Annotated in this window: 13 protein-coding genes and 1 riboswitch; of the genes, 12 read left to right on the top strand and 1 reads right to left on the bottom strand. The window is 41.4% G+C overall.

What is annotated here, in order from left to right:
- Nucleotides 1-5 precede the first annotated feature (5 nt).
- From EV213_RS01970 to EV213_RS01935, 8 genes are all read left to right on the top strand, one after another.
- Nucleotides 6-869: an alpha/beta fold hydrolase gene (locus EV213_RS01970; RefSeq protein WP_243739950.1), complete on the top strand. Its 864-nt coding sequence runs from the start codon at nucleotides 6-8 to the stop codon at nucleotides 867-869.
- Nucleotides 870-1,000: 131 nt separating this feature from the next.
- Nucleotides 1,001-1,972: a sialidase family protein gene (locus EV213_RS01965; RefSeq protein ID WP_243739949.1), complete on the top strand. Its 972-nt coding sequence runs from the start codon at nucleotides 1,001-1,003 to the stop codon at nucleotides 1,970-1,972.
- Nucleotides 1,973-2,434: 462 nt separating this feature from the next.
- Nucleotides 2,435-3,352: an ABC transporter permease gene (locus EV213_RS01960; protein ID WP_133578873.1), complete on the top strand. Its 918-nt coding sequence runs from the start codon at nucleotides 2,435-2,437 to the stop codon at nucleotides 3,350-3,352.
- Between the two features lie 12 nt (nucleotides 3,353-3,364).
- Entirely contained in the window at nucleotides 3,365-4,264 is a 900-nt protein-coding gene (locus EV213_RS01955) for a carbohydrate ABC transporter permease (RefSeq protein ID WP_133578788.1), read from the top strand.
- A gap of 12 nt (nucleotides 4,265-4,276) precedes the next feature.
- Nucleotides 4,277-5,896 carry a type 2 periplasmic-binding domain-containing protein gene (locus EV213_RS01950; RefSeq protein WP_133578787.1) on the top strand — a complete coding sequence of 540 codons (1,620 nt, stop codon included), beginning with the start codon at nucleotides 4,277-4,279 and terminating at the stop codon, nucleotides 5,894-5,896.
- Between the two features lie 548 nt (nucleotides 5,897-6,444).
- Nucleotides 6,445-8,184, top strand: coding sequence for an ABC transporter ATP-binding protein (locus tag EV213_RS01945; RefSeq protein WP_133578786.1), 1,740 nt, complete (start codon nucleotides 6,445-6,447; stop codon nucleotides 8,182-8,184).
- Nucleotides 8,181-9,947 (top strand): ABC transporter ATP-binding protein, encoded by a 1,767-nt coding sequence (locus tag EV213_RS01940; protein ID WP_133578785.1) that lies wholly within the window; start codon nucleotides 8,181-8,183, stop codon nucleotides 9,945-9,947. The genes EV213_RS01945 and EV213_RS01940 overlap by 4 nt, the downstream gene beginning before the upstream one ends.
- A 248-nt stretch (nucleotides 9,948-10,195) precedes the next feature.
- A complete protein-coding gene (locus EV213_RS01935; RefSeq protein WP_133578784.1) occupies nucleotides 10,196-12,409 on the top strand; it encodes a helix-turn-helix domain-containing protein in 2,214 nt (737 codons plus the stop codon).
- A gap of 111 nt (nucleotides 12,410-12,520) precedes the next feature.
- Here EV213_RS01935 and EV213_RS01930 read toward each other — a convergent pair whose 3' ends face one another.
- Nucleotides 12,521-13,477: a DMT family transporter gene (locus tag EV213_RS01930; RefSeq protein ID WP_133578783.1), complete on the bottom strand. Its 957-nt coding sequence runs from the start codon at nucleotides 13,475-13,477 to the stop codon at nucleotides 12,521-12,523.
- A 126-nt stretch (nucleotides 13,478-13,603) separates the two neighbouring features.
- Nucleotides 13,604-13,735, bottom strand: a riboswitch (FMN riboswitch).
- A gap of 318 nt (nucleotides 13,736-14,053) precedes the next feature.
- Between EV213_RS01930 and EV213_RS01925 the strand changes: the two genes are divergently transcribed.
- The 4 genes from EV213_RS01925 to EV213_RS01910 all read left to right on the top strand — a co-directional run bounded on the left by EV213_RS01925 (nucleotide 14,054) and on the right by EV213_RS01910 (nucleotide 16,397).
- A complete protein-coding gene (locus EV213_RS01925) occupies nucleotides 14,054-14,413 on the top strand; it encodes a glyoxalase superfamily protein (protein WP_133578782.1) in 360 nt (119 codons plus the stop codon).
- 19 nt (nucleotides 14,414-14,432) lie between these two features.
- Complete coding sequence (locus tag EV213_RS01920; protein ID WP_133578781.1) at nucleotides 14,433-14,642, top strand: hypothetical protein; 210 nt, start codon at nucleotides 14,433-14,435, stop codon at nucleotides 14,640-14,642.
- 134 nt (nucleotides 14,643-14,776) lie between these two features.
- Nucleotides 14,777-15,574 carry a phytanoyl-CoA dioxygenase family protein gene (locus tag EV213_RS01915; RefSeq protein ID WP_133578780.1) on the top strand — a complete coding sequence of 266 codons (798 nt, stop codon included), beginning with the start codon at nucleotides 14,777-14,779 and terminating at the stop codon, nucleotides 15,572-15,574.
- The gene (locus tag EV213_RS01910; protein WP_243739948.1) at nucleotides 15,558-16,397 is read left to right on the top strand and encodes an apurinic/apyrimidinic endonuclease family protein; all 840 of its coding nucleotides are present in this window, start codon (nucleotides 15,558-15,560) and stop codon (nucleotides 16,395-16,397) included. Before EV213_RS01915 ends, EV213_RS01910 begins: the two co-directional genes overlap by 17 nt.
- Nucleotides 16,398-16,974: the final 577 nt, after the last annotated feature.

The raw sequence follows: 16,974 nt of genomic DNA, 5'->3' as shown, positions 1-16,974 counted from the left end.
TGTAAATGTTGAAATTCCGCACTAGTGATGGAATTGAACTCTTTTATGAACGGAGTGGAAAAGGGAAACCTTGTCTTTATTTACACGGAGGTCCAGGGTACTGGAGTAAATCTTTTCAACATTATAGCCAAGATGTTCTGGAGGATCAGCTGGACATGGTCTACTTGGACCAAAGAGGTTGCGGTCGATCAGGTCATTCGACAGATAAACACTATTCCTTGGATCGTTTAATCCAAGATATAGAGGAATTACGACAATTTTTAGGCGTGAAATCATGGTGCATTATGGGTCACTCATTTGGCGGAATTCTAGCCGTTACATATACTCAGAAGTATCCCGAACAAGTGGATGGGTTGATTTTATTGAACGCTACACTTCACTTTAGTGATTCGTTAAACCACCAGATCAATCAATGTAATGAATGGCTAGGCTTGTCGTCGAACTCTCCTATGATAGAGAACACGTCAACATTGATGAATACTTTCATGACAACAATCAGAAAAGCGATAGAGAAGGATGTGTTCTACAAACTTCAATATGAAAATATCAACACAAAGTACGAAATGGACAAAATCGATACTAGAATTAACAGTGACCCTGAGTTTCAAAAATATATATTTGCATCGAGTGATTTTTTTAAGGATTTTACGACCGTATCCGCAGAAATTAAAGTAATGACGTTAGTTGTTACTGGTAAACATGACCATGCTATTGGTCCAACCCATTATCAAAGATTTCAATTTCAAGACGCGATGATTTGTCAATTGAACTGTGCACACCATCCATATGCTGAGGACCAAAAGGAATTAAGAAAAGCGGTTTTTGCCTTTTTAAATTATTTGCCTCAACGTCAGATGACGACAGAGTGATTTGTTGGCAATAAAAGTTTGAATTATTTTTAGATTCGTACTATATTTCTTTTAAGCAGCCTTTGTATTCAAGTTTTCCAAAGCCAATGTAGTTACATTTCTTTACAAAAACTTATGGAGAGGTGAAAGGAATGATGAAGATCAATATACAACGTGAATGGGCCTGTAGTGACACCCCGTTATTTGCATCTTGCCACGCCTCTACAGTCTGGGCTCTTCCAGATGGGACAATTCTAGCAGCGTGGTTTGCTGGAACAAGGGAAGGACATGGAGACGTTGGGATTTGGATAAGTCGGCGAACGGAAGAGGGGTGGGAGCCGCCAGAAAGGGTTGCCGGAGAACCTGGAGTGCCTCATTGGAATCCCGTCTTTTTTCAAGAGGATGGCGAGCTTTTTCTTTTCTATAAAGTGGGGCAAACGATCCCTGGATGGGACACAAGGTTGATACGATCTCAGGATGTTGGTCGCACGTGGAGTTCGCCTGAGAAGCTTGAAGGGGCAAACGATCTTATCGGTAGGGGGCCGGTTCGTAACCACCCGATTCGACTAAATGATGGGGCTTGGTTAGCGCCGGCTTCGGTCGAAACCACTACACAATGGGATGCCTTCACTGATCGCTCGGAGGACAAAGGGCACACTTGGAAAGAAAGTGCTCACATTAAGATCAATCACGACGAGATCAAAGGGAGAGGGATTATTCAGCCGACACTCTGGGAGGATGCTGCTGGTGTACATATGTTGCTTCGTAGCACAGATAATTACATTTATCGCAGCGATTCCACCGACCAAGGACGATCATGGTCACCAGCCTATCGTACGGAACTTTTGAACAACAACAGTGGCATTGATTTGGCTCAACTAGACGATGGGACGCTGTTCCTCGTGCATAACCCTGTGGATCGTGATAGTGGCAAGCGCACCCCATTAGTGGTTAGTCGCTCAACGGATGATGGCGGTTCCTGGGAGACCTTGCTCACACTAGAGAAACAGGAAGGCGAATATTCGTATCCGTCCATCGTTGCACAAAGGCAATTGTTGCATGTGACGTATACATGGAATCGAAAGCGAATCGCGTATTGGGAGGTATTCTGCCCAACAAATTAAGGCTTTATTAACAATAAAACTATGATGAAATCCTTATAGCAACGATTTCTTTATAAGCGTCAATTCTCTCTGAAAAGAGCTGATTTGGCGCTGTTTTGCTGTGCTGAAATTTGTAAAGTCGCTGAATTTTGTAAGCTAACCCGCTTTTTCTTCACCTAGAGGATCGTAAACGGAGACGAAAAATGAGAATTGATAGAGCATGGCGGAAGATCGTAAGGTGGACGTACGTTGAGCGAATGTCATCTAGCTTCTGAGTCAATGGTTTTCTTCGATGCTCCTGATGTAGACACTCATCTTATTCACGCTTGCTAGTGTCGAACCCCTTAGAGCAGGACAAAGCGATGTTTGAAGGATGGTCATCTCAATGAACGAAAGCGAAAGGGGGCATTATTGTTGTCTGGATTAAAAACAAGCACAGTTCATTCTGCCAGACCAACCGTTTCAGGACGCGTCAAGGCGAAGTTGAAAAAGGAATACAAACTGGCATCAAGAAGCCTGTCCAGACATTGGGAATTGTATTTGCTGCTCTTGCCTCCAGTTTTGTACTTGCTCATTTTTAAGTACATTCCAATGGTTGGTGTGCAGATTGCATTCAAGGACTTTTCGGTGATTAATGGCATATGGGGGAGTGAATGGGTAGGGTTTAAGCATTTCATCAGCTTTTTTGAATCGCCGAACTTTTGGCTGCTGATTGAAAACACGATAGGCATTAGCTTTTATTCCCTAGTAGCAGGGTTCCCCATTCCGATTATTCTCGCGTTGGCATTGAACGAAGTGAGAACAGGGATGTTCAAAAAGACCGTGCAGATGGTTACGTATGCCCCTCATTTTATTTCAACCGTCATTATGGTATCCATCATCATTCTGATGCTATCGCCCCATGTAGGCGTCGTTGATCGTTTGACGACATGGCTTGGTATACCATCGACTAATTTTATGGGCATTCCGGAATACTTTAAGTCCATCTATGTCTGGTCAGGTGTTTGGCAGGGGATGGGGTATTCTTCGATTATTTACATCGCTGCTTTAGCCGGTGTTGATTCAGAGCTTTATGAGGCAGCTCGAATGGACGGCGCCTCGAGAATCAAAAAAATTCTCTACATTGACCTGCCTCATTTAATCCCGATTTCTGTCATTCTGTTGATTTTGAGTCTCGGCAGTGTCATGGGTGTTGGCTTTGAAAAGATCTTTCTCATGCAGAATTCACTTAATATTTCATCTTCAGAAGTCATTTCAACGTATGTATACAAAGTTGGTTTACTAGGAGCAAACTTTAGCTTTTCAGCAGCTGTAGGGTTATTCAACTCCGTCATTAATCTGATCCTGCTTATTCTGGTGAATGCAATCGCCAGAAGGGTATCGGAAAACAGTCTTTGGTAAGGAGGGGTTGGCATGTTTACAAAAAGCAAAATTAAAGAGCCTGTTAATGACCGGATTTTCCTAATTTTTATTTACATCTTTTTGCTCATCATTCTCTGTGTTGTGCTGTATCCATTACTGTATATTGTGAGCTCCTCTTTAAGCTCCTCGAGAGCCGTTTCATCTGGGAGTGTTTGGCTGTTTCCAGTGGAGTTTAATCTGAAAGCGTATGCGGCGGTATTTAAAAGCTCACAGCTCATGATGGGCTATTACAACACCTTCATTTATACGATTTTCGGTACGATTATTAACGTCGTGCTGACCGTGATGATTGCGTATCCCCTCTCACGTAAAAGGCTTTACGGCAAGAGTCTTGTCATGATCTTTATGATGTTTACCGTCTTTTTTGATGGTGGCCTTATTCCAACGTATCTGCTCGTTAAAGAGCTTCATATGATTGATACGCGATGGGCGATGTGGTTGCCGGGTGCGATGAGTGTGTTTCAGGTTATCGTGGCACGGACGTTTTTTCAAACATCGATTCCTCCGGAGCTATCAGAGGCTGCACAAATGGACGGTTGTCGTGATTTTCGCTTCTTGTTAAGCATTGTATTGCCGCTATCCAAGCCGATTCTCGCGGTGATGGTTCTCATGTATGCGGTCGGTCATTGGAATGCTTACTTCGATGCATTAATCTATTTAAGGTCTGAAGAGTTATTTCCATTGCAATACGTGCTCCGGAATTTACTGATTTTGAACGCAGCCGATTCTGAAATGATTGCAAATACCCATCAACAGCTAAGAGATGAAGGGTTTGAACAAGTCTTGAAATACGCAATGATTGTCGTCGCTAGTATCCCTGTGCTGCTTTTGTACCCATTTGTTCAGAAACACTTTGTAAAAGGCGTTATGATTGGTTCTCTAAAAGGATAAGGGGGAGTATGGATGATGAAAAAGCAACTGTATGTCGTGTTCGTTAGTGTTTTTATGGTACTGCTTTTAGCAGCTTGTTCAGGCGATTCGGCGACCTCGGATACAGACGAATCAGGTAATGTACAACTGACGTTTTTTGCACCGCAAGGAAAGGCACCTATGGAAGAAAATGAATTCACGTTGTTTATTGAAGATAAATTTGATGTCAGCTTAAATTGGGATGTTGCACCGACGGACGCCTTGACCGACCGGCGTCAGCTATTGTTGGCCAGTGGTGATTATCCAGAGGTTTTTCTAGAAGGAAAATTTTCTTCAACAGATTTGCTTACTTATGGAAGTCAGGGAGTGTTTCTTCCTCTTAATGATCTCATTGAAGAACATGCGCCAAACATTACAGCGATGATGGACAAAAGCGAGGTTTTTCGCGAGGCAATTACGGCTCCAGATGGCAACATTTACGCCTTGCCACGCTTTAACGAGTGCTATCACTGCACCTATTCACAAAAATATTGGATGAACGAAGACTGGCTGAATGCGGTTGGAATGGAGATGCCGAAAACAACGGATGACTTGTATGAGGTGTTAAAGGCGTTCAAAACGGAAGACCCGAATGGAAACGGTGAGGCTGATGAAATTCCGCTCACCGGCGCCCCAGATAAGTACGTTTGGAACGGCAACATTGACGCCTATTTGATGAACTCGTTTATCTACAACGACAACGATAAGTATTTGTTGCTGGAGAATGGCAAAGTTGATTTTGCAGCCAACAAGCCAGCATGGCGAGATGGCTTGTCTTATATGAATAAGCTTTATGAAGAAGGCTTGATTGATCAGGCGGCGTTTACGCAAAACGATCAAGCCATTGGACAGCTTGGAAATCGTGAAGGCGATGAAGTGGTTGGTTCAGTCACAACAGCGTTAATTAGTTATTTGGTAGATACCTACGATCCAGAAGCTGAACGACACAAGCATTGGACGATTGTACCACCATTAGAAGGACCAGAGGGAGTACAGCTTGCTGGAGTAGAAAAAGGCATTGCTGAATTCCAATTTGCGATTACAAACAAGGCAACGGAAGCTCAGCAAGTCAAAGCAATTGAAATTGCTAATTATTTGTTCAGTGAGGAAGGTTCTTTGTATAGTGAATACGGTCCAAGCGAAGGTTCAGGTTGGAAAATGGCCGAAGCTGAGGAAAAAAACATCAAGGGGGAGCCGGCAAAGTATAGCTATTATAATCTCCCTGAAAGAGATCCGAATGTCGTTGTCAATGAAAGCTGGTCTCTTGTAGGACCGAAGGATTTGTCCAATGATTTCCGTGATCTGTTTGCAGAAGGGCAAGACCCGCTCACAGCTGAAGGGTATGGAACACGACTCGCTCAAGCGACGGAGGTGTATGCACCGTATGCCCCAGAAGAATATTACCCAACAGGGGTTTATATCCGTCCTGATGATACCGAAGCGGCTGCACAAATCACCACGGCGATCCAAGATTATGTAGAATCCAACCTTGCCCAATTTATCGTTGGCAGCAAAGACATTGATAAAGAATGGGACGCCTATGTAGAAGGTTTTGAAGGTCTAGGTCTTGATCAGTATCTGGATATCTATCAAAGTGCAATAGAAAAAGAATAATGTATTGAAAAGGTGGGGCTGTCCCATAAGGTCAAAAAATGACCTTATGAGAATAATTTCAAGATTTTTTTCTGGTAATAGAATTAAACCGCTTCATCAAAATACTTCGCTTGCACCCTAAAGGGTACAAGTGCAACATCGACTCGAGAAGACCTCCTCGTGTTTTCTATGCCGCCGGGCACGGCTTCAGCTTCCTCGGAAAGCAAAAAATCGCTTTCCTGCGGGATCTTCAGCTCGTGCTGTTCCCGCAGGAGTCTACGTATTTTGACTACGCTAATCTTCTGACTCTGCATAAAATCAATCGCCACTCAAATTATAAAACATGAAAAACCTCAAGGCATCTGTTCAAATGTCTCGAGGTTTTCTACTTTTAAGAGGCTTTTGAGACAACCCCGCTTTTTTAATACGCTGGATTGTAATACGAAATGCCATAACAAAAAATAAAGAATAACGATCGTATGGGAATAAAAATGGTATAATTGATTTAAAATTATATAAACCTTTAAACAATAATCTATATTTGAAATTTTAGAAAGGGAAGTTGTGTAATGGAGATTTTTTCAACTTCAAATGTTTTTATAAGATTGCTTAAAATGGGGAAGCGTTATCTCATATGGTACATTACCCTGTGCCTTCTAACATTGATTCTAGCTTTGTTAAGCGTTGCTACTGCAGAAATGTTTAATAGATTGGCAAATGCGGCAGTAGATAAAAACATGAGCTTACTTATCAATACGGTGTTTTTGGCGATTGGTATATTAAGTGTAAATTTAATCGTAGCCATTTTTAAAAAAACGTTATCTGAACAACTGACGCTTCGCTCAACCCTCTATATGCAATCCAACGTAGTAGAGAATACATTGAATACAAAAATGGCTGATTTAGACAAGTATCATACTGGCGATATTATTAATAGAATTACTGATTCTGTTCGAGAGGCACAATCTGGTGTAAATATTAAATCTCAGGAAGTACTTGGAAATGTATTGCAGATCATTTTTCTACTCTCTTACTTCTCGTTTATTCATATACCTCTAACAATAGGGGCGTTAGTGTTAGCAGTAATACTACCTATGCTCATTAATTTTGTTTCAAAACCTATGAGAGGTCTGTATGAATCAAGGCAAAATGCAATAACAGAAAAAGAATCATTTATTCAAGATGTAATCCAAGGAGCAGAAGTGGTTAGGAGTTATTCCCTGACGGAAAGAATGAAGCAGGTACTAGAGAGTAAATACAATCAGTATCTAAACTATCACTTTAAAGTTCAAAAGTATGAAGTTGCCCTGTTTCGAAGCCATACATTAATATGGTTGTTAGGCATTTTATATGTATTTGGTTATGGTGGTTATTTGGTTTCAATAAATCAATTAAATGTTGGTGACGTTGTGGCTTTTGCTATTTCGTTTGAAAGATTGGCATTTCCACTTGCGGGCTTAGCCGGAGTATGGGCCAAGTTTCAAAATTCATTAGCGCATGGACGCCGTATATTTGAATTGCTAGATCTATCAAAAGAGCAAAAACTGGGAAAGAAAAATGGACCAATTCAGATTGAAGATATCCATATCGATAATGTTTATTTTTCATATCCTCAAAGTCAACTGTCATTAAAGGGGATCTCGATGACACTGCAAAAGGGAAAATCAACGGCACTTATTGGTCCTAGTGGGAGCGGGAAAAGTACATTGGCTAATCTATTGTTAGCGTTGTACAAACCGGACAACGGAAAAATTTACTATGGGATTCATGATCTTCAGGATATGGATATTGCAAACTGGAGGAGCCGCATTGCTTATATTCCACAAGATCCTGTTATGTTTACAGGATCCATATTTGAAAACATTGCGATAGGAAAAGAAGGGGCAACATGGGAAGAGGTAATCACTGCAGCGACGGCGGCACAAATACATAATTCTATTAGAAATACAAGTAAGCAATATGACAGTGTTATTGGTGAGGATGGTTTGCAACTATCGGGAGGGGAAATACAAAGGATTACTATTGCACGAGCATTTTTATCCAATCCAGACATCGTGATTTTAGACGAACCTACCTCATCATTAGATACCACGAATGAAAGGTTGATTGTCGAACAACTTCTAGAGATATTTAAGGGAAAGACCATACTGATTATTTCTCATCGTTTAGCAACAATTCAAAATGCAGATCAAATTGTATTTATGGAAGATGGATATGTCATAGAATCAGGTAACCATAAAGATTTAGTTCAAAAAAAGGGTGAATTTTATAGAATGTATTATGACGATTCAAAGGAGGAAGTCATTTGAAAGGAAACTTGAGTGCATTTACCCTTACAAGATATATGATGAACTATTCAAAACCCTATTTGTTCATATTCATATTGGCAATTCTATTCATCAGTATAGATATCATATTTAGTGTAGGAAATACATGGATTCAACAGTTTTTTATCAATCTTATCGATGAGGGTTCGCTTGAGAAATTAATGACATTTGTACAAATTAGTTTAGCTATCGGTTTGGGTTGTTTGGCGATGATGATTATACAGTTTCTTTTAAGAAACTATACGATCTCTTATATTTCTAGAGACTTCACGCTTAAATTTTTTGAAGAATGTAACAAAATCCCTCTTCTTGAGGCAAATAAATATTCTTCAGGTGATTTAGTCAACAGGATTAACAAAGATGCTCCAGCAGCTAGCCATATTATAGATTTTCTTGTATTTAATATACTTTTCCATATCTTGATGTCTGTTGTTGTGTTTATATATTTAGCTCGTATTGATTTCTTTTTAGCATTGTTAGCCTTAATTGGCGGGCCATCGTCATTTTTGATTGGAAAGCTTTTCGATATGAAAATTCGATCAGTCACTGTTGATGCTCAAAAAAAGGATGCGGATGTTAGGAATATATTACAAGAAATGATGCAAGGATTGAAAGTGGTTAAGTCCTTATGTATAGAGAAAACTATGCATCGCAAATATAAAGTAGAAAGAAATAAACAAAACAAACTGTTCATGAAAAGAGCCTTATTAACTTCATTTAGGGAACAAAGTATTGAACTTTCATTTAATGCAATCGCTTACACTTGTACTTTTTTTGTAGCTGTGGCGGCCATTCGAAATGAAATCACGCCTGGACAAGTATTAGCTTTCTTGTTTCTGACAATGCGGTTAATGGGACCGTTTCTTGGAATTGCTCAAATGTGGAGTTCGTTGCAGATGGCTTTAGGAGCTGGGGATAGAGTGTATAAGATAGGAAATTTATTTAAAAATAAAGACGAAAGTGATATAAGTGTTGAATCTGATCAAAGTGTATCAGATCGCACCAATGCCGCTATCAAAATTGTAGATGGAACGTTTTCTTATCAAAAAGATAAAGAATTATTCAATCACTTTAATTTGACAGTTGGTACAGGAAAATCGGTTGCCATCGTTGGGCCTAGTGGTTCTGGTAAATCTACACTTGCCAAATTATGTGGTGGACTATATGAACTAGATAGTGGAAACATTGAGATTTTCGGTCATTCTTTAAACGATAACAAAGAAAAAGTGAGAAGTAAAATTGCATATGTTCCCCAAACGCCTTATCTGTTCTCAGGAACAATTAAAGAAAATATTGAACTTGGAAGTATTGAAGACATGACAATGAATGATGTTATAGAAGCAAGTAGCCTTGCCAATTCTAATGATTTTATCGATACATTAGACCAACAGTATGATACTTCAATCAGGGAAAGAGGATCTTCATTGTCAGGGGGGCAACGTCAAAGAATTGCGTTAGCACGGGCCTTTGTACGCAAAGCTCCTCTTATTATTCTTGATGAGGTTACATCATCCTTAGATAATGAGTCCGAGAATCTGGTTTCGAAATCCATTCTTCAGTTGTTGGATAGAGGGACCACAGTTTTATTTATCACACATAATTTATCTTTAGCACAAAAAGCAGATCGGATTATTGTGATGGACAAAGGACAAATCGTCGAAGATGGGGACCATGAAAGCTTGCTCAGTTTCAATGGTCTTTATGCGCAATTAAGAGAAAGTGGATATAGTGAGCAAACTGGATGAAAGATGACTACCAGATTCAGCATATTGGTACAAAAACCTCGAGGCAATTTTTAAAAGCCTCGAGATTTTCTATATTTAGAGGGGCTTTTGAGACAGCGACGTTTTTGTGTTTGAGGCGAGCTACTTATCAGATTGTCATACAAACTTACAGAATAAAATTTTGTAAGTTGTTTATATTCCGACATTTTTATGAGATACTATTCGTATTCCGTTGCTGAATACTTCTTTATAAGATAGGGGGACGAGAGGTGAAGAAGCATTGGTTGCGTCGGTGGGCGTGGTCTTATACATCGGCGTTTTTAATGGTTGTAACAGTCTTGTTTTTCTTATTTTTTCAGAGTCTAAACGAATCGACTCGAAAAGAAGCGTTAAAGGCCAATGATTTTTTAGCCTCACATGTGATCACATATATTGACAATGCATTGCGGACAGTAGACTATTCAGTGTTGAGTGATGTGTTAACCAATGAAGCGGTGAAGGATTATTTGCATCAAAAGGGAGATGCCTTTACAACCATTCAGGCGGTCGAGGCAATTGAACAATTAAAATCGGATTACCCACAGGTGCATTCAGCGTATCTCGTACGTTTTGAAGACAATACGGTGCTTTTAAATGGCAAGGCGGTCGCATTAGCAAACTTTAGTGACAAAGCTTATATTAACAAAGGTTCTGCGTTCCAAGGTTGGAGTCAAGCAAGGGAGTTTCAGGCGTATGCGGATCAGACGAAAAAGACAGTCACCACGTTAGTTCGTGAAACGTCTGATCGTTCAGGTATGTACGTGGTTAATGTGAGCTTAGAGGCGTTACACCGGACGCTTGGGGGAATGTACGATGCCGATATAACGACGGTACGCATTTTGGATCAGAAGCAACAACCTCTGAAAGAGATGCAGAAAGCTCATTCGCGAGCGGCATCAGAATCTCCAGTTTTTGCTTCCTATACGTCAGGATATACTGGTTGGACAATTGAAACGAGTCTTAAAGAAGGGAAGCTAGTGGGCTTTGCTTTCTTTTTGCACAGCATATGGGGGATTCTTGCGGTCATCATTTCAATACTCGGTATTGGCTGGATGATCTATATGGGTTATCGGAATTATAAGCCAATTCGACAGATCATGGGCATCATACAAGCGTCTTCTCAGGACACCTCACAAGCTTTATCTGGAAATGAGTTCAATGTTATCCAAACAACGATTGAAAAGATGATTGCCGAAGAAAAGAAGGGCTTACTTGCGCAGCAACAGCATCGTAGTTTACAGCAAAAGCATGTGTTTCGAGAATTGCTAGAGGGGCGTGCACAACGAACAGAGGTTGATTGGCAGCAGGCTGTTCAGGATGTTGGAATCGAGCACGGTGAAGCATTTGTTGTAGCTGTGGTCGAAGTAGACGCATATAACAAATTTACAGCGAACAATAAAAGCGAAGATCAGTCGTTGAAAAAATTCATATTAAAAAATGCTCTTCATTACCAAGCCCAAGAAGCAAATTCGACCGTATGGGTAGAATGGTTGGAAGAGAAGCGACTATTTGTTGTACTTTGGGGTGACGAGATAGAGATCAGGTCAATAAAAAAGTGGATTTCCGCTTATCGGTTATGGGTCGAGGAACACGTTGAAACAACGGTGTCCATCGGATTAGGAGATGTAAAGACAGCGTGGAAAGATGTGGTTACATCGGCAAGATCAGCAATCACTGCCCTTGAGTATAAAGCAGTAAAAGGCAGTAACCAGCTGTTGGTTCATAACGAATGCCATTCTCCATCATCGAACGATGTGTATCCAATGTTGAGAGATGTGTCGCGTATGGTTCGCGACTTTGGAGAACTGAACACGGCATGGGAGGCCGCATGGAAGCAATGGTTTGAAAAGATGAAACAGTGCGGTTTGATGCGTTCTGATATTGTTCAGCTTTTTGATTACATGCTCCAATATGCAGACCAGAATATTACGCATTGGAAGGGATCTTCAGCTTGGCGGAAAACGTATCAAGCGCTCCGTTTGTTGAGTCATCGGTTTGAGACGATTGAGGAATTGGAAGCTGAAGGAAGAACGATTTTGCATGAGCTCCATGATGCACTAAAGAACGACAACAATGAACAGCAGCAACTAAATGTCGTTCTGTGCATGAAGCGATACATTGAAACCCATTATGCAAATCCAGACATTTCGTTAGCAATGTTAAGTGATGTCTTTCAAATGAATAGCAAATATGTCAGCCAGCGTTTTAAGGAGGGGACGGGTGAGAAGTTCCTTGATTTTCTGACGAGACTTCGCATGGATGAAGCAAAACGTCTTATGCTCACAACGAACGAAACGATTCAGGACATCAGCTCGAAGGTGGGCTATGTCAATTATATTTCGTTTAACCGTGCATTCAAAAAGGCAATGGGAAAATCCCCTAGCGATTTTCGAAAACAATGCTCGAGCCAAGCTTTGTCAGCGAATCCTCATACCGTGCTTTAATAAAAAAGCGGATGCATTTAGAGGGCATCCGCTTTTGGCCATTTCCAAGAGTTTGCTTCCGATATGCACTCGAAAGCTGTACGTGTAGACTTGATTTGATAAGACAATCTCTTACCTAGTCGGTGATGCAGGAATAGACGATACTGTACCATTCTGAACGGGCGAAGCAGCATCCTTTTGCCTAGAGATGAGGAACAAAGCGATCCATATAAGAAGAAAACCAATCATCTGAGCAAAGGTCACTTCTTGTTGGAAAACGAGCCAGTTGACGAGAAGGCCTGTCATTGGAAAGCTGAGTTCTGCCAGCGTTGCCGTTGATGCTTTCATTGTCCCTAGTCCTTTGTAGTAGAGCATCATGCTTAAGAGACCTGGGAGCAATGCCGAAATAAGCAGATTGACGGCAATCATTGTGAGCGCAGTCGCTTCAGTAGGGAGCGTCCAGGCATCCCGAGAAATGCTGTACAGCAATACGAGCATGGGCAGAGCGAGAAGAAAGCGTAAAGAGGTGACCGTTTCAAACTGTAATTTTTTAAGTAAAATACGCCCCATCACTGTCGCACCGCCCCATAAGACGGCTGCGCCAAGAGAATATAAGCTTCCGACATTTATAACCTCTCCCCAACCATTGAGAGGGAAAGAAAATCCAAACGTTAAGAAATAGGTCCCTACAAGAGCGAGTGGAAACAAAAACGAAAATTGCTTAGGAAGCTTTTCCTTTAACAACACACGTGCCAGAAGGATAGCCGCAATCGGTTGGACCTTTTGAAGCAGCAATACGGCATTCATATCCCCGTAGGTAAGACCTTGCGTAAAGAGCAACGAGGCAACAGCTGACCCACCCCAGGAAATAAATAAGAGGGCGCCAACATCACGCCAATTTAAGCTAGCAAGCTCGTGACGGTGTGCGTATAAAATAGGTGCTGTAACGAGTGCGAGCACGATGTGTTCAATGAGAACAATTTGTGTGGATGTCATTGAATCCAGCAATAGCATCCGGAAAACAGGTGTTGCGCCCCAAAATGCTGCGCCAATCACAATGAGCCAAAATGTGTGATTCCGTTGTTGCATGATGTCTTCAACCCTTTCGGCTGAATACGATCTCGTCGAAAATCAAATCACCCCTGTTCCACGGGAAACAGGGGTGATCAAATAAACGTGTGCACATAATTTTTTGAAATTATAGCCCATGTTTATTGTGATCTTCTCCCATCCGGACTTTAACCGTCGGCTCTGGAATCTCACCAGATCAGTCCTTACTGACGTCATCAATAAGGAGTCGCGGGCTTTCACCGCCGGTCAGGAGTTGCACCTGCCCCGAAGATCCATATTCAATTAAATTTAGTTTATTTGTTAGCTTAATGCTTACTATATGCGCCTTTTTTCATTTTGTCTAGTGGGTTGCTCAGGATTAAACATGCTGAAAAGATGGAGATTCAAGACGGAGAGACAATGAAAGCGCATACGATTATTTTTAGCAATGCAATTTTTGTAATGACGTTATTTAGCAGTGTCCTTCGTCTCCCTAAGAAATAGAAAACCAATGAAGCTATGCCAATGAACATTTTTCTACCTATAGTATAGCGGATAGATGCATCATTCGATAGAATCAACATATGGTATACTGACGAAAAGGAGGTTGATGCAATGAATGCTCCAATACCAATTCTTCGTTTTTTTGATGAAGAGCTAACGAAACATTTTTATTGTGATTTTCTTGGTTTTACAGTTGATTGGACACATCGCTTTGAAGAGGATTTTCCGTTGTATATGCAAGTCTCAAAAGACAAGTGTATTCTTCATTTAAGTGAGCATTATGGTGATTCCTCTCCAGGAGCAGCGTTGCGCATTGAGGTCGGTAATATAGAAACGTTTCAGAAACAACTTTTGGCGCAGCAAGCCTCTTTCGCGCGTCCGGGATTAGAGGATGGACCAGCCGGAGGGAAGGAATGCACGGTTACTGATCCCGCGTACAATCGGCTCGTTTTTTATGAAAACAAGAACTAACATGAAGGAGAGAAATAGAATGGCCCGATCGAAAGCGAAAAAAGTGCGCAGCAAGCGAATTAGAGAGGGGAGAAGAGATCCTGAATTAAATCGAAGCCCTTATGCAGCTGCGGATTTGACAACTCGGAAGACAAAAACGAAAAAAGGCGTCATGTACAAATGCAAACATCAGAATCATCATTCCCATCGAGGAAGCGATGATTCTTTTTTATTGTTTTTGTGCCTGTAACAATTTTTCAATAACAAGGTATCTCCTTTTTAAAAACAGCAAAATCCTATGGTTCATTAGCCAGATGCTATCTGTTGCAAACGCTTGCTTTTTAGTACGCTTTACAAAGAGGATTACAAGGAGGAGATGCAAACATGAAAAGGCTAACGAAGGAACAAAAAAGCACATTCGATAATGAAGGATATGTCGTCGTTAAAGGGCTGTTTTCACAAGAGGACGTTGAAGTAATTCGTAGCACATTTGAGCGGATTGGAAATGAAAGTGTTCCTGGTTATTTTGAACCTGATTTGTCAGGGGATGCAGTGGACCCGTTACAACGCTACCCTCGCGTGATGCACCCACATCGATTTAATGAAACCGCAAAAAATTATATGCTTCATTCACCTGTGCTTGATGTGCTTGAAGACTTGTATAGTGAGGACGTGCTTGCTGCGCAGAGTATGTTTTACTATAAGCCACCAGGTGCAAGAGGGCAGGCACTGCATCAAGATAACTTTTTTTTAAAAGTTGATCCAGGGAACTGTATTGCGGCTTGGACAGCAATTGATGCCGCGGACGAAGACAATGGGGGGTTGCTCGTTGTTCCACAAACCAACAACGATGAAATCGTTTGTCCAGAGGAATCCGATGCCACTGAGTCCTTTACAAAAGGTTACGTTAAACCACCTAAAGGTAAAAAAGCTGTTCCTGTAAAACTTGATGAAGGCGATGTACTCTTCTTTAATGGCAATTTAATTCATGGCTCGTATAGAAACAAAACGAAGGACCGCTTTCGACGGGCGTTTATTTGTCATTATGCCAACGCATCCGCGAGAGAAATTGGCATGCATTACAACCCGCTGTACAAAAGCAATGGAGAATCACTTGAATTGAACATAAATCCTGATGGCGGTCCTTGTGGAGTTGAACACGAAGATGTCTATCCGCACTAAACACCATCTTGATGTGCAAATGGCGTGGTGGACGATGCAAGGACTTGGTGAAAACGGTAAAGAATGGGACGACGCTAGTAAAATAGCGGCAATTCACAACGCTGGTTTTACTGGGATTTGTGGATTTTTGCCTGAAGAAGAAAAGGCACAGTGGTGGCAACAAGCGCTATCGGATCACCAGCTTCACTTTAGTGTAAACGCATATCCATCAAGTCTCGATGATTTCAAGGGATTTTTGGAGAAAGTACATGCGTATGAAGGAAAAGTGTCGTTCATCAATGCCCAAGTCATGACGCCATTTCTTGTTGGTGACCAAGCAGGTGAACTGCTTCAATCCATGCATGATGCAGCAGATGAGGCTGGTGTTCCGGTTTATATTGAAACACACCGCGGTACAATTACACAGGACCTCCTTCGCACTGTGTCCTACGTGAATTGCCACAACAACTTAGAGCTAACCATTGACTTTTCTCATTATGTGTTGGCTGGAGAAATGAAAACCATTTCTGCTGAGGCAGAGACTTTGCTACAGGTTTTATTAAACAGAACAGCATCCATTCATGGACGAATATCCAACGGAGAACAGATTCAGGTGGACGTTTCGCACCCGAACAACGACGATTTTCTTCGTTGGTGGACGGAGGGAATGAGGAAATGGAGACGTACAGCTACTGAGGGGAGTTATTTTCCCTTTGTTTGTGAGCTTGGACCGCCGCCATATGCTTTGATTGGTCAAAGTGAAGAAGAAGAAAAAGCACAGCGGTGGGAACAATCTCTGGTTATGGCAAGCCTTGCTCGTCAAGCATGGGAGAAGTCAATCTAACTCAACTTTCGCACCTTTTATTTTGCAGGTACGCTTAGATATCACTGGGTAAACCTACTATCCATGTTGTAGTTGCTTTTGATACAAGCTGCCATACGCTCGCTTTCACCCTAAAGGGTACAAGTGCATCATCGACTCAGAAGTACTATCGTCGTGATTTCTTTGCCGCCGGGCGAACTGCGAGCCTCCTCGATCGCTTGCGCGCTCTGTGGGGTCTCGCTTAGCTCGCTTTTCCCGCAGGAGTCTCGCTAGTGGCTGCTTTTAATAATGCCCTCATGTTATTATGTGACAAGAATAAAAACGCAGAAAAAAACATCAGCGTAGTCAACATACATAGACTCCTGCGGTAAAGAAAACACGATGAGGTACTTTCGAATCGATGTTGCACTTATGCCCTTTAGGTTGCAAAGAAAACATGACGAAGTCTTTTTGAGTAGATGTTGCCCTTGTGCCATTTAAGGTGAAAGCGAAGTATTTTGACGAAGCAGTCGTGATTTAAGGTGTAGAAGTTCTTCGATACAAAAGACGACCTTTTAAAGATCCAGGATTGTGAACATTAGCATCTCTAAATTTACAC

The organism is Aureibacillus halotolerans (genome assembly GCF_004363045.1).
Taxonomy (GTDB): domain Bacteria; phylum Bacillota; class Bacilli; order Bacillales; family DSM-28697; genus Aureibacillus; species Aureibacillus halotolerans.
Note: the sequence above shows the minus strand (reverse complement) of the source record. Positions and strands in the feature narration are given on the sequence as shown.